The organism is Psychrobacter sp. 1U2 (assembly GCF_051847575.1).
This window is the reverse complement of record NZ_JBPYDC010000032.1, coordinates 1-25416: the sequence shown is the minus strand read 5'-3', so window position 1 is coordinate 25416 and position 25416 is coordinate 1. Positions and strand designations below refer to the sequence as shown.

At 45.9% G+C, this 25416-nt stretch carries 18 protein-coding genes and 2 rRNA genes; 14 read left to right on the top strand and 6 right to left on the bottom strand.

Annotated features, from left to right (window positions below):
* Positions 1-103 (top strand): 23S ribosomal RNA (locus ACS8FD_RS11995); the annotation flags it as partial.
* Between the two features lie 123 nt (positions 104-226).
* A 5S ribosomal RNA gene (gene rrf, locus ACS8FD_RS11990) occupies positions 227-341 on the top strand.
* Between the two features lie 145 nt (positions 342-486).
* On the opposite strand, the gene ACS8FD_RS11985 is transcribed toward rrf, so the two are convergent.
* Together ACS8FD_RS11985 and ACS8FD_RS11980 are read right to left on the bottom strand one after the other, a co-directional pair.
* On the bottom strand, positions 487-1641 hold the full coding sequence (locus tag ACS8FD_RS11985; RefSeq protein ID WP_439276072.1) for a catalase family protein: 1155 nt from the start codon (positions 1639-1641) through the stop codon (positions 487-489).
* Between the two features lie 124 nt (positions 1642-1765).
* Complete coding sequence (locus ACS8FD_RS11980) at positions 1766-2026, bottom strand: DUF1289 domain-containing protein (RefSeq protein WP_439276071.1); 261 nt, start codon at positions 2024-2026, stop codon at positions 1766-1768.
* A gap of 174 nt (positions 2027-2200) precedes the next feature.
* Between ACS8FD_RS11980 and ACS8FD_RS11975 the strand changes: the two genes are divergently transcribed.
* From ACS8FD_RS11975 to ACS8FD_RS11965, 3 genes are all read left to right on the top strand, one after another.
* Positions 2201-2833: a YqiA/YcfP family alpha/beta fold hydrolase gene (locus ACS8FD_RS11975; protein ID WP_439276070.1), complete on the top strand. Its 633-nt coding sequence runs from the start codon at positions 2201-2203 to the stop codon at positions 2831-2833.
* A 185-nt stretch (positions 2834-3018) separates the two neighbouring features.
* A complete protein-coding gene (gene parE / locus ACS8FD_RS11970) occupies positions 3019-4908 on the top strand; it encodes a DNA topoisomerase IV subunit B (RefSeq protein ID WP_439276069.1) in 1890 nt (629 codons plus the stop codon).
* Between the two features lie 169 nt (positions 4909-5077).
* Positions 5078-5788, top strand: a complete 711-nt coding sequence (locus ACS8FD_RS11965) for a lysophospholipid acyltransferase family protein (RefSeq protein ID WP_439276068.1) — start codon at positions 5078-5080, stop codon at positions 5786-5788.
* Here the strand turns inward: ACS8FD_RS11965 and budC are convergent.
* On the bottom strand, positions 5785-6567 hold the full coding sequence (gene budC / locus ACS8FD_RS11960; protein ID WP_439276067.1) for a meso-2,3-butanediol dehydrogenase: 783 nt from the start codon (positions 6565-6567) through the stop codon (positions 5785-5787). The genes ACS8FD_RS11965 and budC overlap by 4 nt on opposite strands.
* A gap of 249 nt (positions 6568-6816) precedes the next feature.
* Here budC and ACS8FD_RS11955 point away from each other — a divergent pair, with 249 nt between their 5' ends.
* On the top strand, positions 6817-8214 hold the full coding sequence (locus ACS8FD_RS11955; protein WP_439276066.1) for a hypothetical protein: 1398 nt from the start codon (positions 6817-6819) through the stop codon (positions 8212-8214).
* A gap of 95 nt (positions 8215-8309) precedes the next feature.
* Here ACS8FD_RS11955 and ACS8FD_RS11950 read toward each other — a convergent pair whose 3' ends face one another.
* The gene (locus ACS8FD_RS11950) at positions 8310-10037 is read right to left on the bottom strand and encodes a mechanosensitive ion channel (RefSeq protein ID WP_439276065.1); all 1728 of its coding nucleotides are present in this window, start codon (positions 10035-10037) and stop codon (positions 8310-8312) included.
* Positions 10038-10610: 573 nt separating this feature from the next.
* Here ACS8FD_RS11950 and ACS8FD_RS11945 point away from each other — a divergent pair.
* Complete coding sequence (locus tag ACS8FD_RS11945) at positions 10611-11342, top strand: FKBP-type peptidyl-prolyl cis-trans isomerase (protein ID WP_439276064.1); 732 nt, start codon at positions 10611-10613, stop codon at positions 11340-11342.
* Between the two features lie 88 nt (positions 11343-11430).
* On the opposite strand, the gene argA is transcribed toward ACS8FD_RS11945, so the two are convergent.
* Complete coding sequence (gene argA, locus ACS8FD_RS11940) at positions 11431-12753, bottom strand: amino-acid N-acetyltransferase (protein WP_439276063.1); 1323 nt, start codon at positions 12751-12753, stop codon at positions 11431-11433.
* 230 nt (positions 12754-12983) lie between these two features.
* Here argA and ACS8FD_RS11935 point away from each other — a divergent pair, with 230 nt between their 5' ends.
* On the top strand, positions 12984-13589 hold the full coding sequence (locus ACS8FD_RS11935; protein WP_439276062.1) for a hypothetical protein: 606 nt from the start codon (positions 12984-12986) through the stop codon (positions 13587-13589).
* A 169-nt stretch (positions 13590-13758) separates the two neighbouring features.
* Here the strand turns inward: ACS8FD_RS11935 and ACS8FD_RS11930 are convergent, their stop codons facing one another.
* Complete coding sequence (locus tag ACS8FD_RS11930; protein WP_439276061.1) at positions 13759-14628, bottom strand: patatin-like phospholipase family protein; 870 nt, start codon at positions 14626-14628, stop codon at positions 13759-13761.
* A gap of 276 nt (positions 14629-14904) precedes the next feature.
* Here ACS8FD_RS11930 and recG point away from each other — a divergent pair, with 276 nt between their 5' ends.
* The 6 genes from recG (at position 14905) to ACS8FD_RS11900 (ending at position 25252) form a co-directional block, all read left to right on the top strand.
* A complete protein-coding gene (gene recG / locus ACS8FD_RS11925) occupies positions 14905-17235 on the top strand; it encodes an ATP-dependent DNA helicase RecG (RefSeq protein WP_439276060.1) in 2331 nt (776 codons plus the stop codon).
* Positions 17236-17376: 141 nt separating this feature from the next.
* Complete coding sequence (locus ACS8FD_RS11920) at positions 17377-18726, top strand: NAD(P)/FAD-dependent oxidoreductase (protein ID WP_439276059.1); 1350 nt, start codon at positions 17377-17379, stop codon at positions 18724-18726.
* A gap of 251 nt (positions 18727-18977) precedes the next feature.
* Positions 18978-20294: an efflux RND transporter periplasmic adaptor subunit gene (locus tag ACS8FD_RS11915; protein WP_439276058.1), complete on the top strand. Its 1317-nt coding sequence runs from the start codon at positions 18978-18980 to the stop codon at positions 20292-20294.
* Entirely contained in the window at positions 20291-23395 is a 3105-nt protein-coding gene (locus ACS8FD_RS11910; RefSeq protein ID WP_439276057.1) for an efflux RND transporter permease subunit, read from the top strand. The genes ACS8FD_RS11915 and ACS8FD_RS11910 overlap by 4 nt, the downstream gene beginning before the upstream one ends.
* A gap of 108 nt (positions 23396-23503) precedes the next feature.
* Positions 23504-24127 carry a YceI family protein gene (locus ACS8FD_RS11905; protein ID WP_439276056.1) on the top strand — a complete coding sequence of 208 codons (624 nt, stop codon included), beginning with the start codon at positions 23504-23506 and terminating at the stop codon, positions 24125-24127.
* Positions 24128-24316: 189 nt separating this feature from the next.
* Positions 24317-25252 carry a DMT family transporter gene (locus ACS8FD_RS11900; RefSeq protein ID WP_439276055.1) on the top strand — a complete coding sequence of 312 codons (936 nt, stop codon included), beginning with the start codon at positions 24317-24319 and terminating at the stop codon, positions 25250-25252.
* Positions 25253-25416 lie beyond the last annotated feature (164 nt).

Sequence of the window (25416 nt, the reverse complement as noted above, 5' to 3'; positions counted from 1 at the left end):
TTCCCTAAAGAGCCGTTCAAGACTAGGACGTTGATAGGCAGGGTGTGGAAGCACAGCGATGTGTGTAGCTAACCTGTACTAATTGCTCGTTTGGCTTGACCATACAACACCCAAGTGGTTTGTATCAAGCATTATATCGATATCACCTTTATCCTTGATTCAGTTAGGATAAGTGATACTTAAGTCATTAAGTAAAACAAACACAGACTCATATCTAACCCCCTTTGCTGACGACAATAGCACGATGGCACCACCTGATCCCTTCCCGAACTCAGAAGTGAAACATCGTTGCGCCAATGGTAGTGTGGCTCCGGCCATGTGAGAGTAGGTCATCGTCAGCTCTCTATTCCTGAAAAGCCCCAACATACTAAAGTATGTTGGGGCTTTTCTTTGTTTGCTATTCTTTTATTTTTACACTAAAAACCCATCACTAAACAAAGTGATGGGTTTATGGTTTTAGTCAGACTGTGACAACGGGTTAACCCACTACTCTGCAGTAGGCTTGCTAAAAACCTCTTTTAAGCTAGTAGGCTCTTTACGCTTAGCTTCATTATGCTCGTGCCGAGCCTTAGAAGAAGCTTGGTAAGCACGCAGTCGAGAATGTTGTAGTGTACCTATAGGACGATTCTCTTCTAGACAGCGAAAAGTGGTAAAGCTGACATCTTCTATCGCTGAAAGGTTGCCATCGTCTGGAACGTCTTGGCATGGTATGGTCAAAGTCGCTACGGTAACAAACGGCGCATCAGATTCTTTCCATTCTTTGGTCAGCTGTTCAATAGGCTGTTTTTTGGTGTTTCGGCAAAGTTGAACTTGTACTTCAAACTGATAATCGTGTTCTCTGATCTCTTCAATGATAGCAGGACGAATCGCTTCATCTTCGGTGAATAGATGAATCTTGTCACGCTTAATCTTTTTCATCGAGGCTTTTGTAGGAGTAACTCTAACTTTGGCCATGTAGCCGCCATGACGAAATGCGCCTTGTGAGAAGTAGTCATATAACCAAGCATTCTTGGGAGGGATAGTGGCGAGCTTTCTAAAGGCATTGAGTGAACGTAAACCTTCGACATCAGGGAACTCTTTGCCGTATTTGGTCAACCAATGAAAGACAAATTTACCTTTACCTAGTAGCCCATCGCCTAGATAACCATTTATACCAAAGTTTAATTTTGAGAGATAAGCGTAGTCTTCTATGCTGTTAGTAAAAAAGATAGGGCCATTGACCAAGGCATAATCAAAAGTGGTGCTATCTTCCTCGCCCGGTGCTAGTTTCTTACCGGGAACGTCAAATATTTTGATAGCTAGTCCTTGTCCTAACCCAAGTCTTCTATCTGGGCTGACGGCAGCGGCTGCATTAGAGAAGCGAATGACGGCATCATGAACACCTGCTTTGGCATATAGTCCTTGAGCGTATTCTTTAGGAAGATTGTCTAATACTTCAAACTTAGCTTTTAATCCGCAGTAGCTCTTGGCATGGACGGCACGAGTATGATGATTGATATCGTTTAAGTCTTTGCTTTTCTTGACATAAAGACGGATATCTTCGGTGATGGTATCAATGACTTTATTATCTTTTTCACTCAAGGTGATATATTTTGGGTCGTATTTTACGTATTTGGGTTTGAATAGCTTTTTTAGCATCATGGTTCTCTTGTATTAATAAACTAGAATTTAGATTCTTGATTATTTTACAAAAGTTTGCTGTTAGTTATTGAAGATAAATAGGAGTGATGTGTTAATGGACTTACATTAATATATTTATAATATGCTAGAACAAATCCCCAACCTCAACTGTATCCTCAAAATCAAATCCTAACTGCTCCCCTTTACGCTGTCGCATTTGCTCAATGCGCTGCTTACGCCCTACGATCAACCTTAATACTTCTCTACGCTGCTCAGCACTCATACTTAGCCACAGTTGACGTTCCCTGCGACTGCGTAAACAGCCGAAGCAATAGCCTTTTTTATTACTGGTGCAAACGCCAATACAAGGATTATCGATGTCAAACAGTTCAATCTGTTGGCTCATGACGTCTCCTTGTCTTATTGTGTTCGGTTAAAATAGATATTTCGATAAAATATTTGCGCTCATATAAATTGACTATATATCAGCGTTTTTAGCACTATTAACCATATAATACTGGTGTTATGCTCGTTACTCGTTATTTTTACAGTATACCGAATGTCAAAGATGAGATTGCATATGAATATTGTGTACGTCCATGGCTTAGATAGCGATGCCAATTCTAATAAAGGGCTATTATTAGAAAGTTATTGCCAAGAAAATTATCCAAATATTAAAGTTCATCGTCCTGATTTAAATCAAGCGCCTGAGGAAGTTTTTAGCTATTTAACGGGATTAGTCACTGAATTGAGGCAAGAAGCCAAAGCCGTATTGATTGGTAGTTCGTTAGGTGGGTATTTTTCAACGTTAGTGAGTAATCATACTGGCTGCGGTGCATTATTATTGAATCCAAGCACTCAGCCTCATATCACCTTGCAGCGCTTTAAAAACGATGTCAGTCAAAATAATTTAACATCGAGCAGTGACGATGACAGTAACACGATACTTTATACCACGACTGGTGGCTGGGCTATCACCAAGACCGATTTACTGTGGTTTGCTGAACATCACTTATTATCTATCGCTAACCCGAGCAAAGTGGTAGCGTTAATCAAAGAGGGTGATGAGTTACTCAATGCCAGCTTTTCAGCCAAGTTTTATAGCGAGCAAGGGTCTAGGGTTATTCTACAAAAAGGTGGCGACCATCGTTTCAGTGACTTCGCTGAGCATTTGCCAGAAGTTATGGGATTAGTACAGCAGTTATCGAGTTAGTGGAGTAGCTTGGCTGATGAAAATACTAAAAGTGTTGAAAAATTAGCGTTAAGTTCTCAAATGCAACTAATAGAACTAAACGACATTATCTGACGCAAAGGCATAACTATCGGCCTTTAGCACGTTATTTTTGGTTATAATGGTTCAATAGAATTTATAGTTCGTAGATATTAAGGAAAGCATTTGTGAGTCAATATAATGCGCAATCGTTAGAAGTTCTAGAAGGGCTGGAGCCAGTCCGTCGTCGTCCGGGTATGTACACTGATACCACGCGCCCCAATCATTTGGCGCAAGAAGTTATTGATAACTCGGTCGATGAAGCGCTTGCTGGTTATGCCAAAACGATCAAAGTGCAGCTGCATGAAGATGGCTCGCTATCTGTAGAAGATGACGGGCGCGGGATGCCGACCGATATCCATCCTGAGTTTGGCCAGACAGGTATCGAGCTGATCTTAACGCGTCTGCATGCCGGTGGTAAATTCTCGACTTCTAACTATCAAGTATCAGGCGGTCTGCACGGCGTTGGTATCTCAGTCGTCAATGCGCTATCGACGCGTGTCGAAGTCACTGTTTGGCGCGATGGTACTCAGTTTGATATGGCACTAGAGCACGGCGCGCCTGTAACGCCTTTGAGCGAATCAGTCAGCTCTAATAAACGCAAACGTGGTACTAAAGTGCGTTTTTGGGTCGATGGGAGTTTTTTTGATACGCCCAAATTCAATGTTAAACAGCTTAAGCATAATCTAAAAGCTAAAGCAGTACTGGCAGCGGGTTTGACTATCGAATTTACCGATAGTATCAACGATGAAAAAGTCGTCTGGCAGTTTACCGATGGCGTTGTTGAGTATCTCGCTGAGCAGCTCGATGGTCTTGAGACGCTGCCAGGTGTGCCTTTTTATTATAATCATGATGCCGCGGAAGGCGAGCGTGCAGGGATTACCTTTGCACTATCTTGGTTGCCTGAAGGCGGTAATCCGGTTCAAGAAAGCTATGTAAACTTGATTCCCACTGCGCAAGGCGGCACGCACGTCAATGGACTACGTACAGGTATCTTAGAGGCGCTGCGTGAGTTCTGTGATATTCATAACCTATTACCACGGAACGTCAAGCTGACGGGCGAAGATGTTTGGGATGGGATAAATTATATCTTATCCTTACGCTTCTCTGAGCCGCAGTTCTCAGGACAGACTAAAGAGCGTCTATCCAGCCGCGAGGCGGCAGGTGCGGTGCAAGCGTTAGCTAAAGATGCGTTTAGTCTCTGGCTCAATCAGCATGCCGATATAGGGGCGCAAATTGCAGAGCTGGCGATTAATAAAGCCGGTCGCCGCCTCAAGTCCGCCAAAAAAGTGGCGCGTAAGAAGATTACTCAAGGCCCAGCTTTGCCTGGTAAGCTTGCCGACTGTCGTGGTGATTTACGTGATGGCGCCGAGCTGTTTTTAGTAGAAGGGGATTCGGCTGGTGGTAGCGCCAAGCAAGCACGTGATCGTCATTATCAAGCGATATTGCCATTACGCGGCAAAATATTGAATACGTGGGAAGTGTCTTCCGATACGGTTTTATCAAGTCAAGAAATCCATGATATTGCCATTGCTATCGGTGTCGATCCGGCCTCTGATGATCTCTCTGAGCTGCGCTATGATAAGATCTGTATCTTAGCCGATGCCGACTCTGATGGTCTGCATATTGCTACCCTCATTTGTGCTTTATTCGTCAAACACTTCCCTGCCTTAGTTGATGCCGGTCATTTATTTGTCGCGATGCCGCCTTTGTATCGGGTCGATATCGGCAAAGAGGTGCATTATGCGCTAGATGAGGGCGAGCTGGAGCATATATTATCAAAAGTTCCTGGTAATAAAAAAGCGCAGATTACTCGCTTCAAGGGTCTGGGCGAGATGAGTGCAGAGCAGCTACGCGAAACGACGATGAACCGCGATACCCGCCGTCTGGTGCAGCTCGATATGGATGATATGATGCTGACCAATAGCGTTATGGATATGCTATTAGCCAAAAAACGCGCTTCTGACCGTAAGTCTTGGCTTGAGAATAAAGGTAACTTAGCGGATATTGCGCTATAGGCTAACGCTTCTAAATGTACTTTATTAAGGAATAACTTGTTAAGAGTTATTCCTTTTTTCTTGCTAAAAAAATCTGTGCAAACGGTATAAATAAAGCAGAGTATAAATAATAAGCTAGTCCGCTCAGGTTAGTGCTATGATGGGGTACTTCTTATTCTGTCGTACTATTATGTCCTTAAAATCAAAAACTAGCACCACTGCTAAACCTACTCCAAACAGACGCTCCAAAGTATTGCCTGAGCTCAATAAAAAAGATTTAGGCGACTTAATTCCTAAGCGCGGCGGTAAGCTTGCTCCTACGATAAGCCGCTTACTAATGAAGTCTGCTGGCTGGAAAACAGTAGGCACTATCCCTAATATCTCACAGGCAGTGGTCTTAGCCGTTCCTCATACATCCAATATCGATGGGTTATATGCGCTGCCTTGCTTATTTGCACTGGATCTCAAAATCAGCATTATGGGCAAACATACGCTGTTTAAAATACCGGTGTTGGCGCAATTAATACGCTGGCTTGGCATCATACCTATTAACCGCGAAGCCAAGGGCTCAGTATTGCAAGCGAGTATCGAAAAATTTAAAAATAATAAGACCTTGTTTTTGGGTTTAGCGCCTGAAGGGACGCGTAAATATACTGAAAACTGGAAAACTGGATTTTATTACTTGGCAGTGGGCGCTGATGTACCTATTTTGCCAGTGGCATTAGATTATAATACTAAAGAAGTGCGCTTTTTAGATCCTGTCTATCCAACAGGTGATATCGAAGAGGATTTGCCAAAGATCTATGCGCAGTACGGCGGGGTAATGCCTTATCATCCTGAGCGACTCTCGCAGCCGCTACAAGATGTTAATAAAGACTTCAAAGGGTGCAGACAGGATTAGAAATTAGGTTGACCGTTTGAGGCGCTAACGCCGCCATCGACAGGCAAGTTAACCCCCGTAATCATCTCCGCATCTTCACTAGCTAAGAAGGTAATAGCCGCAGCGATATCTTCAGGAGTGACAAAGCGTCCTAAAGGGCAGCGCGTTAAAAACTTATCGACCTTCTCTTGATCTTCTCGCATGTCTTTGGTCATACTAGTCTTAGTCGCGGTAGGGTTGACCGCATTAACGCGCACACCGTCCGGACCATGATCCATTGCTAACGTACGCGTCATGTTAGTAACGCCCGCTTTAGCAGCGTTGTAAGCAGCCATGTTCCAGTCACCGCCGATACCTGAGAGCGATGAGACGTTAACGATATTGCCTTTTGTCTTGATCAGATGCGGCATCGCAGCCTGACAGACATAAAAAGTACCATTCAAATTAACATCAATGGCTGAGCGCCAGTCCTCGCCAGATAAGTCTGTTATTTTGCCTTGCATACCTTTACCTGCGTTATTGACGACGATATCGAGCTTCTCAAACCTATCTATCACTCGTTTTATCATTTCTTGCACTTGGCTTTGTACACTGATATCACAGGTGATCGTCATATAGTTGTCAGTATGAATCCAAGTTTTGTCTTGTGGAAACTCTTTTGCGGTCTCCTCCAAAGTCTCGGAGGTACGTCCTACCAAAACGACAGTCGCGCCTTCATTAGCAAAACGCAGAGCAGTGGCGCGTCCCATACCTGAGCCCGCTCCAGTGACAATAACGGTTTTTTCTTTGAAACGTTTCATAATATCTAATCCCTGTTATGATATAAATTTTAGATAGGTATTCTCTGGTAGTGATATCTAGTACGGATAGTGATAAATCTACCATAGCCTTATGGCATTCTGATAACAAGCCGTAGTTATAAAAATGATACCAAATTGCTCAATCTGCTAGGCTATGACTTTACTATAGCCAGTTAAAAGTAACATCGATAGATCCACTACTCGACTGCCAATAGCATTAGAACCAGAAAAAAACAAAAGGCCTTCGCTTTGACACCTCTGAATCCCACACCTGAGCCGCATAATCAGCTGACACTATGGCTAGATAGCTACTTGCAAGTCCAAAAAGTGCCAGCAGATGAGCAAAGCGCCCATGATAAAAAGTCTACAAGACAACAGCTCTATCAGCTACCGCTAGGCCAACTTAGAGTACTGAGAATAGTGTTAGCTCCTTTAGTAGATAATACGAAAAATGATAATCAAACACAGATAGGCGTTACACGCTCAGCGGCTATAAGGTTTGCCTTAAAATGGAAAACCCGTCTGCTAAAACAAGACAAAAATAACCAGATTGATAGTGCTTATGTGCTGGTATTAGAAACACAACCTATAATAAATAATGATCATTCAGTCAAAACAAAAGACACTGGCCAAAACTTGACAGCTAAGATGATAAGCGCTGATAATCAGTATGCGATAGACTACCAGTCCGCCGATGCCAAAGACTCCGGCATAGGACTACAAATCTTTGATCAACAAGTTTGGCAGATGGCATTAGCCGCCTTGCAGACGCCAAATGATCTATGGCGACTCTTGCGCTATCATCAAACACTACTACAACAGTCATTGAGCAGTACTCAACTAAGTACTCCTCCTAGCTTCGAGTTTGAGCCGTACTTGCTTAATCAGTTCATGGATAGTCCAGCTATCTATGCGCAGGCGCTCACTATCGATAATGCCTTGATAAAGTACGGTATCCAAGATGAGCCAAATAGTACGTTAGTCGCTATGAGTCTGGCCCAAAGAAACAAAGAGAAGATCACAAAGCGGTTTTATGAGCAAATGAAGCAAGCGTCTGTCTTGTGGCATCAGCTCAGTGCGCAGATGCTCTCAGAGTCGCTAACAACCGCACAGTTACCGCTTTGGCAACGTCAGTTATTAGCAGAATCATTATTTTCGCGTCATGAGCTCATTCGTACTCTTTACCAGCATCCGGGTCGCAGTAATGAGCAGCAGCAAACCGGTTATGTGGTACATCAGCACTCTTATGAGAGTTTAGGTCAGCATTATGTGCTCATATTTTATGGTCAACAGCAAAACGGCAAACAAAGCCGCAAAGCGATAGCGCCAAACCTGGCTACAATAGCCAAAGACGTGTCGACGCGCCTACCTATCGCCGAGCTGCATCATGTTATCGTGTTAGGTGTAGAGTTTATAGTAGAGGCAGCGGATACGTTTATTGATATTGACCTATTTATTCAGCCAGTAACCGCGATGAGTGAAAAAGAGCGCCAACTGACTAGACAGTTACAACGCCTAAATAGTCAGCAGCAGCATAATCAAAAACGCGACGCGGTAGGAAATAAAGTGGGCTTAAATAAAAATGCAAAACCACTGCCAACTATAACCCTTAGTCTCAATATTCCCGCTACAAAAAACAAATCATAGATCTGAGCACCTCCACAACTACCACTATCCATACACATAAAAAAAGACAGCCTAAGCTGTCTTTTTTTTGTTAATAAATACACTGCTAGTAAAGCTTATTTATTGGTATCATCGGCAAGACCGCTACCAGGTAAGATTTCATTATCATTACCAGTGTTCAGCCCAGAGTCCATATCCTCTCTAGCAGGAACGATATTTACAGTGTCAGTATCAAGATTACTAGTATCTACAGTGTCCGTACGCAAGTCAGTCGTTGCAGTGCTTGGCGTAGCTGGCGTGTTTGTAGCAGTAGGCGTGTTATCGCGAACTGATTCTTTTACCTTTTCTTGCGTAGACTTGCTTGGCTCTATAGCTGATTTGGCTTTCGCTTCATCACGCTCTTTGTCCATTTTGTCTTGCATCTTGCGTAAGAAACGAGCTGCTGCTTCTTGACCACCAAGACCGAAAGACAATGCAAATGCTACGGCTACGGCACCTAAAGTTAGACCAAATGCTAGGTTAACAATAGAGTCAGCAATACCCATTGCTTTTAGACCCATGGCTAGTACTAAGCCCATGATCAATACACGCACGATATTGGCTAAGAACTGTGAACCTTGTTCTGAGCGCTCAACCACACCAGCGATGATATTGGCAAGCCAAAAGCCGATGAATAGAATGATCGCGCCTAAGATGATATTGGCACCGAAAGCGATAAACATCGTAATGATCGCTGAGATAGGCTCGAAACCTAGTAGATCAGCGGCTGCGACTGCAGCAAACAGCATCGCAAAGAATACGATGGCATAGCCGACTACATCAGAGATTCTCTTATCACCCATTGTCTCTTGCAGACCAACTTTAGCAGGTAAGCGGTTGATTTCAGTGTTCTCAAGCAAGCCTTTGATGATGTTTGCAACCATACGTACAACATAATAAGTCACAATCAAGATGGCTGCTGCCATAAAGATATTAGGCAGAGCTTCCATGATTTTATTGAGCATGTTAGTCGCAGGACGAGCGATAACTTCGATTTTTAGCGCGTTTAAGGCAGCGATAATCGTTGGGATGATCACTACTAAAAAGGCTAAAGAACCGGCAATATTAGGTAAGCTGTTTTCTTCGCTAAGACCAGCTTTAGAAGCCAGCTCTTGAACGTTAAAAGTAGACACAAGGTTAGTCACGATGCCGCGTACTACTTTGGCAATGATATAACCGACAACAAAGACTACACCCGCAATTAAAATATTCGGGATGAAGCTAAAGATCTTATCGACCATATTAGTCAATGGAGCAAATAAGCCATCAAGTTCTAACTGGCCTAGTACTATGGTTAGGACAATAAGTAAGATGAACCAATAAACCATATCAGCAATAGTGCTGCTCATAGGTTTGACGCCTGCTTGCGCACTCAAGCGCTCATCCATCGTAGTCTTTGATAGCGCAGTATTAAGCGCCGTGCGAGCCACAGTAGCCACGACCCAACCGATGATACCAATAGCAATAGCAGCGATAAGATTAGGAATAAAGGACAGCACTTGACCCACCATGTTGGCAAAGGGTGCTGAGATAGAATTTAAGTTAAGCGTATTTAGAGCGGCTGAAATAGCGATGATAAAGATAAACCAAAAAACAATCTTTGATATAATGCCTTCCAAGTCGTAAGATTTACCCGTAGAAGAGTCCATACGTTGATTTAAGTTTACTTTGGCCAGTACATTGCGTACTAAGGCGGCAATACCTAAAGCGACTAGCCAACCAATAATAAAAATCAAAATAGCCCCAATGATAGAGCCAATCGGCCCACCAAGATAACCATTAAAAGATGTAAACATTGGATTCATCTTATCCTCCTTTAATAATCATGTCTCGATAATGAGATAAATAGGGCGCACTCATTAAAAGATAACATCATTATTTATAAATAGTATTTTAATAAAATTATTTAATTATAAAACTGCAAAATAGAGCAGGTGATTATGAGAATGGCAGTCCATTGCACAATAAAAGTTCTGTTATTAAGCGTTAACCTGAAATTGCTAATGTAACTAATAATTTATACGCTAACTGACAACCTGATAAAAGGTCGTTAATAGCAATAAATAAAGATCGGTTTAAAAAATCTAAGCCATTTTCGGTAATCAGTGATTTATATAAAAATATGACTTTTAGTTACATATTCTTTAATCTGGTTAAGCTTAGCGGATATGATGTTTAGTTTAAAGATATAATGCTTTACTTAACGCTATAGTTGTGTGATAAGTTGTTATCACAGCTAGAATCGTTAACAAAAAACGTACATCTGATGATTAAATATTATCTTAAACCCGGTGGCAGGCGTAGTTACTAAAACCAAGATTTGTTATGATGACGAACCAATAACTTATTATTGCAACCCTATAATTTGAGAGTACTCTATGAAAAAAATCACTACCTTTACGATTGGTACGCTAGCTAGTGCCATGCTGCTGGTAACTGGCTGTAGTACCAATAATGGCAATCAAGAAACGTCAGCCGCGAGCGTGGCTGTGACCGAACAAAGCTCGCAAACTGAAAAAGTGGGTTATAGCTTGGGCTATATGATGGCAGAAGGTAATAAAGAAGCGGTTGCCGATCTTAACTTAGATACCTTTGAGCTAGGTTTCCGTGACGGCTACCAAGGTAATGACTCTGCTTTAACAGAAGAGCAGATGCAACAAGTGTTAATGGATTACCAAAAAGAGCAAGAAGAGAAGTTCGTCAATGATATGCAAGAAAAAGCCGCTGAGAACACCGCGAAGGGCGAAGCCTTTCTAGCGGAAAATGCGAAAAAAGAAGGCGTGAAAACGACTGATTCAGGTTTGCAGTACAAAGTACTGACCGCAGGTACCGGCAAATCGCCAAAAGCGACTGACGTCGTCGAAGTCAATTACGAAGGTAAATTGATCGATGGTACGGTATTTGATAGCTCTTATGAGCGCGGCGAGCCTATTGAGTTTCCGTTGAACCAAGTGATCGCTGGCTGGACCGAAGGCCTACAGCTAATGAAAGAAGGCGGCAAATACGAGTTTTATATCCCAAGCGATCTTGCTTATGGTGAAGCGGGCAATCAAGGTATAGAGCCTAACAGCACTTTGATCTTTACGGTTGAGCTACTATCTGTTAAATAATGAGGTCTATGGATCTTTAACAGACGCTAATGTTAACAGAAAAAGCTCTCATAATAATGAGAGCTTTTTTATTGCGCTAAAGTATGGTTTACAACGTCTTTTGGAAGACTTTAGAGTTGCGGCCATTATGGTACTGATCACGGCGCGGCTCAGGAAGATCACTGCTGTCGACCTCAGCGAAGCCCTGCTCAACGAACCAATGCGCGGTACGAGTTGTTAAGACAAATAGCTTATGCACCCCATGGCTACGCGCTTGTTGCTCTAAAAATGCCAGTAAATCAGCACCGCGACTACCGCTGCGATAATCAGGGTGGATAGCAACACAGGCGATTTCTGCTGAGCTCTCATCTATTGGGTTGAGAGCAGCACAGCCTAAAATCATCCCATCACGCTCAATGACACTGTAATTATCGATCTCTTGTTCGATACGTTCGCGCGAGCGGGCCACTAAGATGCCTTGTTCTTCAAGTGGCGTTAATAGCTCGATCAAGCCAACCACATCATCGATGTTCGCTCGGCGAATCTCTTCATAAGGGTCGTGACTAATTAGCGTGCCTGAACCGTCGCGTGTGAAGAGCTCCTCTAGCAGCGCGCCGTCTTTGGCATAAGAGATGATATGGGTGCGATGCACGCCTTGGCGGCAAGCGCTACTAGCGCAGTGCAAGAAGTAATTGATTTCATGATTGATATCGCGCTCACGCAAAAAGCGATCCACTTCGTTCGGAATCATCTCATGCAGCGGGCGACCATTATCTTGGATATCTGCTTCTTCGCCTAAGAAGATTAGCTTATCGGCATTAAGAGCGACAGCGGCACTAAGCGCCACGTCTTCTGCTAATAGATTAAAGACTTCACCAGTAGCAGAGTAGCCCATAGAGCCCAAAATGACGATGTGATTATGTAGTAAGTTGTTCTTGATCGCATCGACATCTATCGAGCGTACTTCTCCGGTCATCTGATAATCAACACCATCGCGGATACCATAAGGGCGCGCGGTGACAAAGTTACCAGAAACCGCGTCAATGCGGGAGCCATACATCGGCGAGTTAGCAAGTCCCATCGATAGCTGCGCTTCAATCTGCAGGCGTATAGCGCCTACTGCTTGCAGAATACTTGGCATCGCTTCTCGCGGCGTCAGACGGATATCTTTATGCAGCGGCGAGGTGATATTGACTTCTTTTAGGTTGTCTTCAATCTGCGGCCTGGCTCCATGCACCAAGACCAGCTTGATACCTAAACTATGCAATAAAGCAAAGTCATGAATTAGCGTACTAAAATTTGGGTGCTTCACCGCTTCACCGCCGAACATGATCACGAACGTCTTGCCGCGATGCGTGTTGATGTAAGGGGCAGAGTTACGAAACCAATGAACATAGTCAGGGTTAATCTGGGGCATGGCGCTAGTAGTCATAATAGGAACAGTAATAGTAGGATAAATAGGAAGATTAAAGATTTACCATAGCAAAAAACCCCGTTATGAGCTATCTTTTTATTCAACTACTCTCGGCTCTTTATGAATGGTTATTGATATACATAACCTAAACACGGGGCTGATGTAGCTAGAATCGCTTTTTGCTATGCTAAGCGTTATTATTTGCCCATCTACTGTTTTTGCTATATCAACTAGGAAAGATAATCATTATGAAAAAAAGCAACCATTTTGCCAACCCATTTGCTGCTTGGGGCGGTCACCGTTTATTTCATGTTGTCGCTGGCACGCTCGTTGGCGCAATGGTCGTTACACAAGCCTCAGCTATGCTTCCCACTCCAGAGCCAGCGCTTGATAATAGCGCTGCTGCGCTACAAACAGCGGCTTTTAACTCTAATAACTCCTCTAGTGTCAACTCCAATGCACAGGCGGTAAATACTAAAATTACCGCCTCCCTCATCAGTGTCGATGCAAATGGTAATGAGGTCCTAGTCCCAGTCACCGCGGAGACTCGCCTGCAATCTGGTAATATCTTGGAGTATCAAGGCTACTTTACCAATACTAATGCTGATCGAGTGCGCAAAATGACCGTCACGATGAGTATTCCTGAGCAAGTTGAGCTGTTAGGCGGCGTCATGCCAGACTTCCCTTATGGCAGCGTCGATGGTAACTCTTTTGCTCGTATGCCGCTAAGAGGTAATGTCAATGGTCAAAGCCAAGAGATTCCATTAGGGTATTACAAAGCGGTGCGCTGGGACATCGAAGGGGTTGGGCTCAATGATACAGTGATGGTGCAGTACCGAGCCAAAGTAAAATAGTAATAGAATAAAAAAGTTAATAGCACAAAAAAGCACTGCCATCGATATTGGTGGTGCTTTTTTTATTGATTTTTTTAATCAAGCAGTAGCCCAGCCACTAGCTCAGTTCAATGCCTAAACTTACAGTAAGTTTAGCGTTAAGATTAATCATTTAGCGCAGCCAAAGACTTTACTGTAGCTTTGTATATTTGCTAGATGTCTTAGCGTTGATTAATTGTTTGATAGCGGGTATTTGCTCATTGGCAGCTCGCTCACCTGCCGCGATGAGCGCCCGGCGTTGACTACTATCTAATGAGCTTAAGTGACCAACATCTGGAATAATAACGATATCAGCACGATCTCGCTCAAGACGCATCTTGCTGCTACGGCTGATAGCTGAGCTATTAGAGCTCGCATTAGCGTTGACGAGAAAGCTGCTCTCTAACAGGCCCCAAAAGCCGCTCAACGAAGTGATAGTCGTTAAAGCAGTGTTGAAGCTATCCGCGCTTTTATGTTTAGTGTTAGGAGCAGTAACATCGACCGCGATAACAATATCCGCCCCCAAATCGCGGGCGCTATCGACAGGCACTAAGCTGACGACGCCGCCATCGATATATTTTTTGCCGACCTTTGCAGGGATACGCGGCGCAATAAAGATATTCGGCACGCTACTAGAGGCCTGTACCGCAAGTCCAGTATCCCCGGTAGTAAATACTGCTTTTTTTAGAGTATGCTTTTCAGCTGCAACCGCTGCAAATGTAATGGGCAAGTCTTCTATTGGCTGCTGCATCACTTGGGTATTAATAAAATCTCTGAGCTTGATACCCGCGATAATTCCCTGATTCGATAAAGTAAAATCTGTCAATTCGCTATCGGCGGTGGTTAGAGCTAAGCGCTCGAGCCTAGCTGGGGTATAACCACTGGCGTAAACACTACCGATAATACTACCCACGCTAGTACCGACTACGAAGGTAGGTTTGATGCCATTTTCCTCCAGCGCTTTAATAACGCCAACATGAGCAAAGCCTTTAGCACCGCCGCCACCTAATACCAGTGCCACGCTAGGGGCGGTGGGTGTGGGTGGCTGTGAATGGGCGGCTGACGTAAGGCTATTGCAGGCGCTAGCCAGTAAGCTTATAGTAGTGAGTAAGCTTATTTTTATCAATAAAGTCAGTGAGCACTGAAAGCGGTAAATTTTTATGATGTTGAGCATAGCAATCTCAAAAGTAGCAGTACTAAATAGCTTAGCATAATAAGGATGCTTGTCAGTTATAATAGTAGAACCAAGCCTATGACTCTAAAGATACTGAGTTAAAAAATTAAGTTAGGATTTTTGATGCCCCTCCCTGCGACTCAATCAATACCGCATCCGGTCAATAGCGAGCCGGCCTCAGCGCTAGATATGCCCGTTTCCGCATTAGCAGGCGTTGGCCCAAAAGTTGCTGAGCAATTGGCGCTGCTAGGTATCGTGCGTATCTTTGATCTGTTATTGCATCTGCCAAGAGACTACGAAGACCGGAGTCGCCAAGTGGCTATCAGTGACGTCGCACACGGACAAGCGGCGCTTATCACCGGCCGGGTAGTGCATATCGATAATAAACGCGGCGGCATGACCATCATCATCGATGATGGCACCGGAACTGTGGGTCTGCGCTTCTTCAAAGTCTATCGAGGACTGGCGCAAACGATGAGCTTAGGGACGCGGTTGCAGCTGTTCGGTGAAGTTAAGGTTAGCCGTTATGGTAAGCAGATTCATCATCCTGAATATCAGATCATCACCGATGGCGCGCCCATCACCGATATCGGCCTGCAGCCTATCTATCCGACGGTAAAGGGCTTACACCAAAACAAGCTGCGTACTTTGATTAAGCTTGCACTACAAACGGTGCGGAGCCAAGGTCTGCCGATGACGCTGTTTACTAGCGCTGATTTCGCCGTCGTCGCCGATTTGCCTTTAGCGCCGTTTGAACCTGCTAAAGCTATTGAACCAGATGTTGAGGATATCTTCTCGGCTCTCGCTCGCAGCGTGCCGGATAATAGTAGTGTTAATAAAGCTGCCCCTGCGCTTTATAATCATTCAGAAGCTTACCAGCTCGCCTCTGTCACTACTGACAATAATCAGCATCATAATGTCTATAATCTATCGATATTTGAAGCTTTGGTGCTACTGCATACACCGCCGACTTATACTGATGCTGACCAGCAATATAAGCTACTCACTCAGCTGACTGCTCGTACGCATGCTGCCTGTCAGCGTTTGATTATCGAAGAGCTGACCGCGCATCAGCTCAGTCTCTTATATCGTCGTCAACAATTGCATCAGTATAAAGCGCCAAAATGCATGACTCACAGTGCGCTTACTGACCAGCTGTTTGCTGCCTTGCCGTTTGAGTTAACTGGCGCGCAGCAAAGGGTGATGAAAGATATCACCGCTGATATGGCGACTTCTATTCCTATGCTCAGACTCGTGCAGGGCGATGTCGGCGCGGGCAAGACCTTGGTAGCGGCGGGCGCAGCGGGCTACGCGCTTGATAGCGGCTGGCAGGTAGCAGTAATGGCTCCGACGGAGATTTTAGCTGAGCAGCATTTGCTGAACTTTAAACAGTGGTTTGAGCCTTTAGGCATAGAGGTGGGCTGGCTGGCCGGTAAGCAAACGGCAAAGCAGCGCAGAGAATCCTTGGAAGCGGTAAGCGAGAATAGCGTACAAATCGTCGTTGGTACTCATGCACTGTTTCAAGATACGGTTGAGTTTGCCAAGTTAGGTTTAGTGATTATCGATGAGCAGCATCGTTTTGGGGTTGAGCAGCGGATGGCCTTGACCAATAAAGGTGTCGCGGGCAGCACCCCGCATCAGTTGATCATGACCGCAACCCCGATTCCGCGGACGCTGGCAATGAGTGTTTACGGCGACATGGATACCTCTATTATCGATGAGCTACCGCCCGGACGCACGCCGATTACTACCGTTACTATCGATCGCAATCGCCGAGATGAGGTGATCGAACGTATCGCGGCTAACTGTGCTCAGGGCAGACAAGCTTATTGGGTTTGCTCCTTAGTGGAAGAGTCTAGCGTGCTCGATGCGCAGGCGGCTGAAGCGACTTATGAAGATCTCAATGAGCGCTTAGATATTCGCATCGGGCTTGTGCATGGCAAGATGAAAGGCGTTGATAAACAAGCCATTATGCAGCAGTTTAAAGCAGGAAAGCTTGATTTATTGATTGCGACGACAGTCATCGAAGTCGGCGTTGATGTGCCGAATGCCTCCTTAATGGTGATTGAGAATGCCGAGCGTCTAGGCTTATCACAATTGCATCAGCTGCGCGGGCGCGTAGGACGCGGGTCCACCAAAAGCTACTGCGTGCTGCTGTATCAGACGCCACTATCAGAGACCGGCACTGAGCGGCTAAAGGTACTGCGCGATAGTACTGATGGCTTCGTGATTGCACAAAAAGACTTAGAGCTAAGGGGGCCAGGGGAGCTACTCGGTAAACGGCAAACCGGTAATATCGGCTACTATCTTGCGGATCTGATTCGTGATGAAGAGCTGTTTGCTATTGCCCAGCGTTTGGCTAAGCATCTAATCAGCGATTCTGCGCGTAAAGCCGATGTCAGCCAACTCATTCATCGCTGGATGCCTGAGGCCAGTCGCTACACAAATGCATAATAGATTCTTTGACCACGCAGCTTAAATAATGAACGCTCGCATCTTAGTAGCACACTATTATTAACATACCAAAAGTTATGCTCTAGAAAGACGACAATCTTTTATCTTTGAGAAGTTACAGTGCTACAAGGAAGTAGGGTTATGATAGCGAATGAGCAGAAAAGGTTTGCACAGAAGTCGTTTTGGCTAAATAGTTATGGACACTATGAGGCTAATCCACCGCTGACCGCTAATATCAAAGCGGATGTTTGTATCCTCGGAGGCGGCTTTACTGGTCTAAGCTGTGCCTATGAGTTTAAGAAAATAAACCCGAATGCCACAGTGGCGGTGCTGGAATCCAAGGTGATTGGCTACGGGGCCAGTGGGCGTAATGGCGGCTTTAGTATGAAGCTGTTTGGCCTTGAGCCTGAGGTCACGGTCATGCGCTGGGGGGAGCAAAAAACGATCGAGGCGCATCAGTATATGATGCAAGCGGTCAAGCATGTGCAGCAGCTAGTAGAGGAGCATGACTTTGACTCAGACTATCAGCATCCAGGCATGCTGCGTGTGGCCTATAGTGATAGGCAGCTTCAAAGGCTCGGCAGCAGCTACGAGCTGTTCCAAAAATTAGGCATCGATAGCGATATATCTTGGCGCGCTAAAGAGAAACTTGCCGACGAATTTAATACCGATAAGTTCCTCGCGGGGATTTATGAGAGTGAGACCGGTCTATTAAACCCAGCTAAACAAGTCCGAGAGCTCAAGAGAATCTGCCAAGAGCTTGGCGTACAAATCTATGAGACCACGCCTGCAATAGATATCCAAGAAGCGCGAACGATCACAATAGCTACCCCGAAAGGCAGAGTCACTAGTGACAAGCTCGTCATCGCGACCAACGGTTATTCTCATACCCTATCTGGTGTCAAACTCAAAAACCAACAACTTCCTATCTGGACGTATCAAATTATCACTGAACCGTTGACCTCTGCCCAGTGGCAGGCAGTCGGCTGGCAACGCAGACAAGCCTTTGAAGATAATAGGCACTTAGTACATTATTTTCGCCCAACGGTAGATGGGCGTATCACTATGGGCGGTGGCCGTATCGACGTCGCCTACGGCAGTAATATGGATAAAGATAGCAATAATAGCGCTTGGCAGCATTGTGAGGAGCATCTCAAATGGCTATATCCGCAGTTACAGGACATAAAAATAGCCTACAGGTGGGGCGGGCCGACGTCGGTCAATCTAGATATGACGCCGGAAATCGGCTACCTGAACTCTAATAAAATCATCTATAGCTGCGGCTGTATCGGTCATGGTGTGTCACTTACGCATCTCAATGGCAAGCTGATAGCTCAGTTATTAAGCGAACAAAGTAGCGATTTGACCGACTTTTGGATCGTGAACCGCAAAGCCATTCGTCTGCCAGGCGATATCATCAGTTGGTGTAGCGCAAAAGTCCTCAGTCAAGGGCTGGCTTTGGCAGACAAGTTCGATGAGCGTCATCTTTAAACTTCAGCTAAATTAAAAATACTATCAGCAAGAGCAAATTCTCAATGAGATTCAGTGACTTGCTCTCTTATCCTAGTACCAGAATATAGACGCGCAAGATACCCATACGCATTGACGCGCTGATGGGATAAGCTACAATGTTCAAAACTTATGCCTATTTTTTAGACTGTTTATAGCAGTTATCAGACGGATAGTCGCTAGATTTTTAGACGCTAGATTTTCGCTATTGCACTTATTTATAGAGACCGCTTATGAGTGACCTTCAAGACCCTAATGGCAAGCCAGTTGTTAATGATCAAAAGGCAACTGGCAACGCTGACTTACCACCTTATCGTCAACCTGAAGCCCCTAGCACTAACCATAAAATGCCACCTTGGCTGCTACCGGTCTTGGCGATTATGCTGGTGGTCGGCGTGCTGTTAGGAAGGTATTGGGGCACTAATGAGTCAGCAAGTGATGAGCAAGTAGCGACTAGCTCTGAAGCAGCTAGCAGTACCCCTGACATAGACAGCGTAGAGCAAGCGGTGCTTTCCGTAGAAACTGTGATGCCAAGCCAAGATAGCATCGGCAATAATTTGAGTAGCGAGGGCACCATTAGCCCTAAAGATACCGCTAATGTCAGCGCTAAGGTTAATGGAGTGGCGATAGAGCAAGTGCTAGTAGAAGAGGGTCAACAGGTCAAAGCCGGTCAAGTGCTAGCCGTATTCGATACCGATGCCGCCGAGCAGCAAATCCTGCAAGCCGAAGCAGAGGTCGCTGAAGCAGAGGCAACGCTCGCTAATGCCAGTGCTGATGCCGCTAGGGTATTGCCTTTGATCGATATCGACGCGATCAGTCGTCAAGAAGCGGATCGTTATCGCACCTCAGAGCTACAAGCAAGAGCGGCGCTACAAGCGTCGAAGGCGCGCCTGAGTAATCAAAAACTGAACCTAAATAACTCGCAAGTGATCGCGCCCGTCAGCGGTATTATCAGTCAAAAAATGGCGGAAGTCGGTATGGTATCGTCAGGCGAGCCGCTATTCACGATTATCAAAAATGGAGTTTTAGAGTGGCAAGCGGATATCGATCCCAAGCTTATCGGTGAGGTCACGGTGGGCACGCCGGTTAGAGTCAGCCTGCCGAATAACCAATCGGTAATGGGCAAGGTGAGCCGTATTGCGCCAACCGCTGATAACAACCGCCAAATTACCATCTATGCCAGTCTCAATAAAGATCCGGCGGCGCGCTCAGGTATGTATCAAACGGGCGAGTTCTTATTAGGTAGCGCTAGCGCGCAAACTATCCCGAACGCAGCCATCGTGAGCAACGACGGTTATGATTATGTCATGCTAGTCACAGATATAAAGACCCAAGAGGGCAAAACCCTTGGCCGTATTCAGCAGCAGCGCGTGACTTTAGGCGAGCGTCTCGGTGATAAAGTTGCGGTAACAGAGCCATTGCCTGCCGATAGTCAGCTGGTCAAGCAAGGCGGCAGTTTCCTCAATGATGGCGACCTAGTGCGGGTGGTGGATGATAATGCCAGTCAGCAAAATCAAGCAACGACTGACGCGGCGCAGGCACCTTTATGAATCTAAATGTCTCCGCTTATTCGATTAGAAATCCGCTAGTCGCTATTTTGCTATTTGTACTGCTGACCTTAGGCGGTATTTATGGTTTTATGCAAATGAAAGTCCAACAGTTTCCGGACATTGATTTGCCAGCCGTCGTAGTGACAGTCACCTTGCCCGGTGCGGCACCTTCGCAGTTAGAAAACGACATTGCCAAAAAGATTGAAAATAGAATTACCAGTATCGAGGGTATCAAGCATATTCGTACTACCTTACAAACGGGCGCGGCAACAATCGCTTCTGAGTTTGTACTCGAAAAAGACATTCAAGAAGCGGTCGACGATGTGCGCTCGGCAGTTGGTGAAGTCAGAGGCGATCTTCCGGCGGCGGCGAACGACCCGATTATCACCAAAGTCTCGACCGCTGGCTTCCCAGTGATTACCTACTCAGTCGCGGCTGATAATATGAGCGTGGAGGACTTGTCTTGGTTCGTTGATGACACCATTACTAAGCGTCTCTCTGACATTCCTGGTGTCAGTGAAGTTGGCCGTATCGGCGGACTTGAGCGCGAGATTACTGTCGCTGCTGACCCTATTGCCCTAAGTGGCTTACAGTTCTCCATCGTCCAGCTCTCGCAGCAGCTGGCCGGTATTCAGCAAGACAGCTCAGGCGGTGAGGCCGAAGTCGGTAACACCACGCAGACCATTCGCGTATTGGGTGCGGTGGATCGTGCAGATGCTTTGAATGATTTGCAAATCACCGTACCGACTACTGGCACGACGCAGGCGCTTGGACGTCTGTCACAGATCACCGATGGCGCGGCCGACCCTACCTCGATTGCCAAGCTCGATGGGCAAACAGTAGTAGCCTTTGATATTACCCGCTCTCGCGGCGCCAGTGAGGTGGAGGTGATGGAGCGCGTTGATGCCGAGCTTGCCACCCTCAATGCGGAGATGAGCAATATCAGTGTCGAAAAAGTCTACGATAGAGCCACGCCAGTCGCAGAGGATTATAAGGCTTCGATAAAGATGCTGATCGAAGGCGGTATCTTAGCCGTCCTAGTAGTATTTTTATTCCTAAAAAACGTCCGAGCCACTATCGTTGCTGCGGTGGCTCTGCCTTTATCAGTCATTCCGACCTTTTTAGCGATGTATCTGTTCGATTTTAGTCTTAATATCATCTCTTTGTTGGCTTTATCTTTGGTTATTGGGGTATTGGTCGATGATGCTATCGTTGAGGTGGAGAATATTATTCGCCATTTGCGTATGGGCAAGACGCCTTATGAGGCGGCGATGGAGGCCGCTGATGAGATTGGCCTGGCCGTTGTCGCGACGACTTTTACCTTGATAGCGGTGTTTTTGCCGACCGCCTTTATGGGCGGCGTTGTCGGTCAGTTCTTCCGCCAGTTCGGTTGGACAGCGGCATTAGCTATTTTTGCCTCCTTAATGGTGGCACGATTGATAACACCAATGATGGCCGCTTATGTATTACGGCCAGAAAAACAGCAGGTAGAAAAACAAAGCAAGACTATGGATTGGTATCTCAAGGTGGTGTCTTGGACGTTACATCATCGCTGGCTGACAATGGGCGCGACTTTGGTACTGTTTGTCGCCTCGCTGATGCTCGTCAAATTGCTACCAACCGCTTTTATTCCGGATAATGATATCGATCAAACCCGAGTCGCCATCGAGCTGACGCCTGATGTGGCGCTAGAGGATACTGAGCGCGTAGCAGCGATGGCAAGCGAGCGCATCTTAGCACTACCTGGGGTCACCAATATCTTTACCTCTGTAGGTGAAGCGCAGGCGGCGATGGACCCCAACTCTACTGGCGGCAAGTCAGATAATATCGGCAGTTTGGATATCGTATTGGCGCCGAGAGCTGAGCGCGCCTCTAAGCAAGAGATTGAGCGTCAGATTAGTCAATTGCTCGCCGAGGTGCCAAGTGCGCGCTTCACCGTGGGCTTATCTAGCGGCGGTGAGACCGGTTATAATTTCTCTTTGACCAGTACCAACCCGCAAGTGCTTGAGCAAACCGCTCAGCAAATTATGGCAGATATTCGCAAATTACCAATGGCAGGCGATGTCACTAGCGATCGCAGCTTACCGCGTCAAGAGCTGACGGTCACCCCTGACCGTTTAGCGATGGCAGATTTGGGCGTGACCACTCAAGACATCGCCACCACTCTACGTATCGCCACAGTCGGTGATTATGAGCAGCAGCTGTCTAAGCTCAATCTCGATACGCGGCAGATTCCCATTGTCGTGCGCTTGCCTGACGTTGCCAAAGAGAGCGTCAACCAGCTAGAAGGCCTCTATGTGCCTAGTAGCAATTCTAGTGGGCCTACCGGTGAAGGCGTCAGAGTAGGTGAAGTGGCAAGCCTCGACTTTGGTACCGGTCCGGCGCAGATTAAGCGCTTAGATCGGGAGCGTGCTATTAGCATTACCGTACAGCCCGCTAATGGCGAGCTTGGTGAGCTGGTGCAAGCAGTGAAAAATACACCGGCTATGCAAAATATACCTACCTCCATTACTATCATCGATCAAGGGCAAGCGGAGAACATGGCAGAGCTATTTAGCGGCTTTGTTATTGCCATGACAGTCGGCATTATCTGTATTTTTGGAGTATTAATCTTACTGTTTGGTAAGTTATTACAGCCGTTTACTATCCTGATGGCGCTGCCGTTATCGATAGGTGGCGCTTTTGTGGGCTTAGTGATTACCAACAGTAGCTTGTCAATGCCGTCGATGATTGGCTTCATTATGTTGATGGGTATCGCGACGAAGAACTCCATCTTGCTCGTAGATTATGCGATCATTGCGCAAAATCGGGGACTGGCACGCTTCGATGCGATGATAGACTCGTGTCGTAAGCGCGCGCGGCCGATTATTATGACTACTATCGCGATGGGCGCTGGCATGTTGCCGCTAGTGTTTGGCTGGGGCGATGCCGATCCGACTTTCCGTCGTCCTATGGCAGCAGCGGTGTTAGGCGGCTTAGTGACTTCCACCTTGCTGAGTCTGGTCGTGATCCCAGTAGTCTATACCTTGATGGATGATGTCTCTAACTGGTTTAGCAAGTGGCTTGTTCCGCATGGCCGTGATAAGCAGCTTACTGATTGATTAGTATGAAGCTACAAATCGCCAGTTAGAGAAGTGAATAGTAAGTGTCTAATGTCTAACCGCTCAAATTGTATTACTATACTAATTACTCTCACAAAGGAATGTGCCATGCTGACTTTAGCGCTTAACCCTACTATAGCGGCTTATCGTCAGCCGCTCGCTCTGCTGTTTTTACTATCCATCGCGTTACTATCGACGGTTAGTAGCCATGCCAATAGTTATCTTATCGTACCGGATAACTCAAACGTCCGTTTTGAGATTGACCATTTTAATACTTCGACCAACTCAGGTGGCTTTTATAATCTAACGGGGCAAGTTGAGTACGATCCGAGCGCTAAGATTGGCGCGGTGACGATGGTCATTCCTATCAATAGTATCAATACCGGCAATGTCGCTTTCGATAACGTCCTTAAAAGCGCAGACTTTTTTGAGGCTAAAAAGTACCCCTTAGCCACGTTTACTTCTACTCAGTGGTATTTCGCTAACGATAACTCAGAGTTACCCGTGACCAAAGTCGATGGCAATTTGACTATGCATGGTCAGACCCATCCCATTACCTTAACCGCTACCAAATTCAATTGCTACTTTAGCTTTATCGCCAAAAAACAAGTCTGCGGTGGTGACTTCACTACCACTCTCGATCGCCGCAAATGGGATATTGATAAATATACGCTATTGGGTATTACCGAAAAGGTGGTTTTGAAGGTGCAGATTGAAGCCGCTAAGCAATAAAGAGTGGCTGATTGATATGAAGCCGTTCTGAGAATAGTGAGGCGTTAGTCGTTATTAGCGTTGTCAGCATACATTTAAGGCCAAGATTGTTATCATCTTGGCCTTTTTTATATTTTCTCTAGGGTGCTGCGTGTAGAGCTATTATCTTGCTATGCTAGCATTCAAACGCTCGAGACATTTGGATAATTTATGAGTGACATTAAGGAGAAGTCGGCGTCTGACCATCGACAATTGTGGTGGATACCGCTTCTTTGTCTGTTAGTAGGTGGCGCTTTGTTAGGTATCGCTACTAACTTGGCTAAGTTTGCGGTTGAGATTGGCTTGACGCCGTTGGCGTTTTTATTTTGGTCGATCAGCGGCGCCGCTATTATTCTGTCGATAGTGGCTTATATGCGTGATGAGGTTTTAGCGCCAAGCGCTCGCAGCTTTGAGTACTATATAGTCGCGGCACTGGTCAGCGTGGCGGGTTCGAACTTAATTTTCTTCTCAGCGATTCCTCATGTCGGTGCCGGCTTTGTAGCGCTGATTATTTCTTTGCCGCCACTACTTACTTATCTAGCAGCGCTTGTGATAAGTATAGAGCGTTTTAATAGCTGGCGCGCACTTGGAGTGGCGGCAGCACTTGCTGGGGCGGGCGTGCTTGCCGCGCGTAAATTCTCAGCGCCAGAGGCCAGTATATTCTGGATAGCGTTGGCACTCTGCGGGCCTGTTCTGCTAGCTATTGGTAATATCTATCGTAGCCTGCGGTGGCCAGACAATGCCTCACCCATCGCTCTAGCGCCAGGAATGCTGATAGCTGCCGCCATTATGCTAGGTTTAGTTGGTTTACTACCAGGTTTTACGCTCGCTATTCCGGCGGCTACGGTGTTCCCTATTAGTTTGATCGTCTTACAAGCTTGTATATTCGCCGGTCAGTTTTTATTATTGTTTGTCTTACAAAAAACAGGAGGTCCGGTGTTACTAAGCTTACTCGGAGCGGTTGGTGCAGTGGTGGGCGTGCCGGTCGCGGTATTTTTGCAAGGGGAGGCGGTACCAGAAGGGTTAGTGTTAGGCGGATCTTTAATCGCACTTGGGGTAGCCTTGGTCACGTGGGGCGGATTAACAATGACAAAGGTGAATAAGTAAAGCGCTATAGCCTACGCAATGGACGGTAATCTATGCTATATGGACTACTAAATAAGCTACTAAAATAAAATATTTCTAACTTTATCGACTAGGGTGTGTTGACAATTACCGTAAATGGATAATCGTCGCTGCTAAATAGATATTAGCAGCAAACGACTCATCCG

Bases quoted from the DNA above. Each gene is read 5' to 3' on its own strand.
- ACS8FD_RS11935 (WP_439276062.1), top strand. From the start codon at position 12,984: ATGAAAAAAAGCAACCATTTTGCCAACCCATTTGCTGCTTGGGGCGGT.
- ACS8FD_RS11975 (WP_439276070.1), top strand. From the start codon at position 2,201: ATGAATATTGTGTACGTCCATGGCTTAGATAGCGATGCCAATTCTAAT.
- ACS8FD_RS11900 (WP_439276055.1), top strand. From the start codon at position 24,317: ATGAGTGACATTAAGGAGAAGTCGGCGTCTGACCATCGACAATTGTGG.
- ACS8FD_RS11910 (WP_439276057.1), top strand. From the start codon at position 20,291: ATGAATCTAAATGTCTCCGCTTATTCGATTAGAAATCCGCTAGTCGCT.
- ACS8FD_RS11985 (WP_439276072.1), bottom strand. From the start codon at position 1,641: ATGATGCTAAAAAAGCTATTCAAACCCAAATACGTAAAATACGACCCA.
- recG (WP_439276060.1), top strand. From the start codon at position 14,905: ATGCCCCTCCCTGCGACTCAATCAATACCGCATCCGGTCAATAGCGAG.
- ACS8FD_RS11920 (WP_439276059.1), top strand. From the start codon at position 17,377: ATGATAGCGAATGAGCAGAAAAGGTTTGCACAGAAGTCGTTTTGGCTA.
- argA (WP_439276063.1), bottom strand. From the start codon at position 12,753: ATGACTACTAGCGCCATGCCCCAGATTAACCCTGACTATGTTCATTGG.
- ACS8FD_RS11915 (WP_439276058.1), top strand. From the start codon at position 18,978: ATGAGTGACCTTCAAGACCCTAATGGCAAGCCAGTTGTTAATGATCAA.
- ACS8FD_RS11980 (WP_439276071.1), bottom strand. From the start codon at position 2,026: ATGAGCCAACAGATTGAACTGTTTGACATCGATAATCCTTGTATTGGC.
- budC (WP_439276067.1), bottom strand. From the start codon at position 6,567: ATGAAACGTTTCAAAGAAAAAACCGTTATTGTCACTGGAGCGGGCTCA.
- ACS8FD_RS11905 (WP_439276056.1), top strand. From the start codon at position 23,504: ATGCTGACTTTAGCGCTTAACCCTACTATAGCGGCTTATCGTCAGCCG.
- ACS8FD_RS11965 (WP_439276068.1), top strand. From the start codon at position 5,078: ATGTCCTTAAAATCAAAAACTAGCACCACTGCTAAACCTACTCCAAAC.
- ACS8FD_RS11950 (WP_439276065.1), bottom strand. From the start codon at position 10,037: ATGAATCCAATGTTTACATCTTTTAATGGTTATCTTGGTGGGCCGATT.
- ACS8FD_RS11945 (WP_439276064.1), top strand. From the start codon at position 10,611: ATGAAAAAAATCACTACCTTTACGATTGGTACGCTAGCTAGTGCCATG.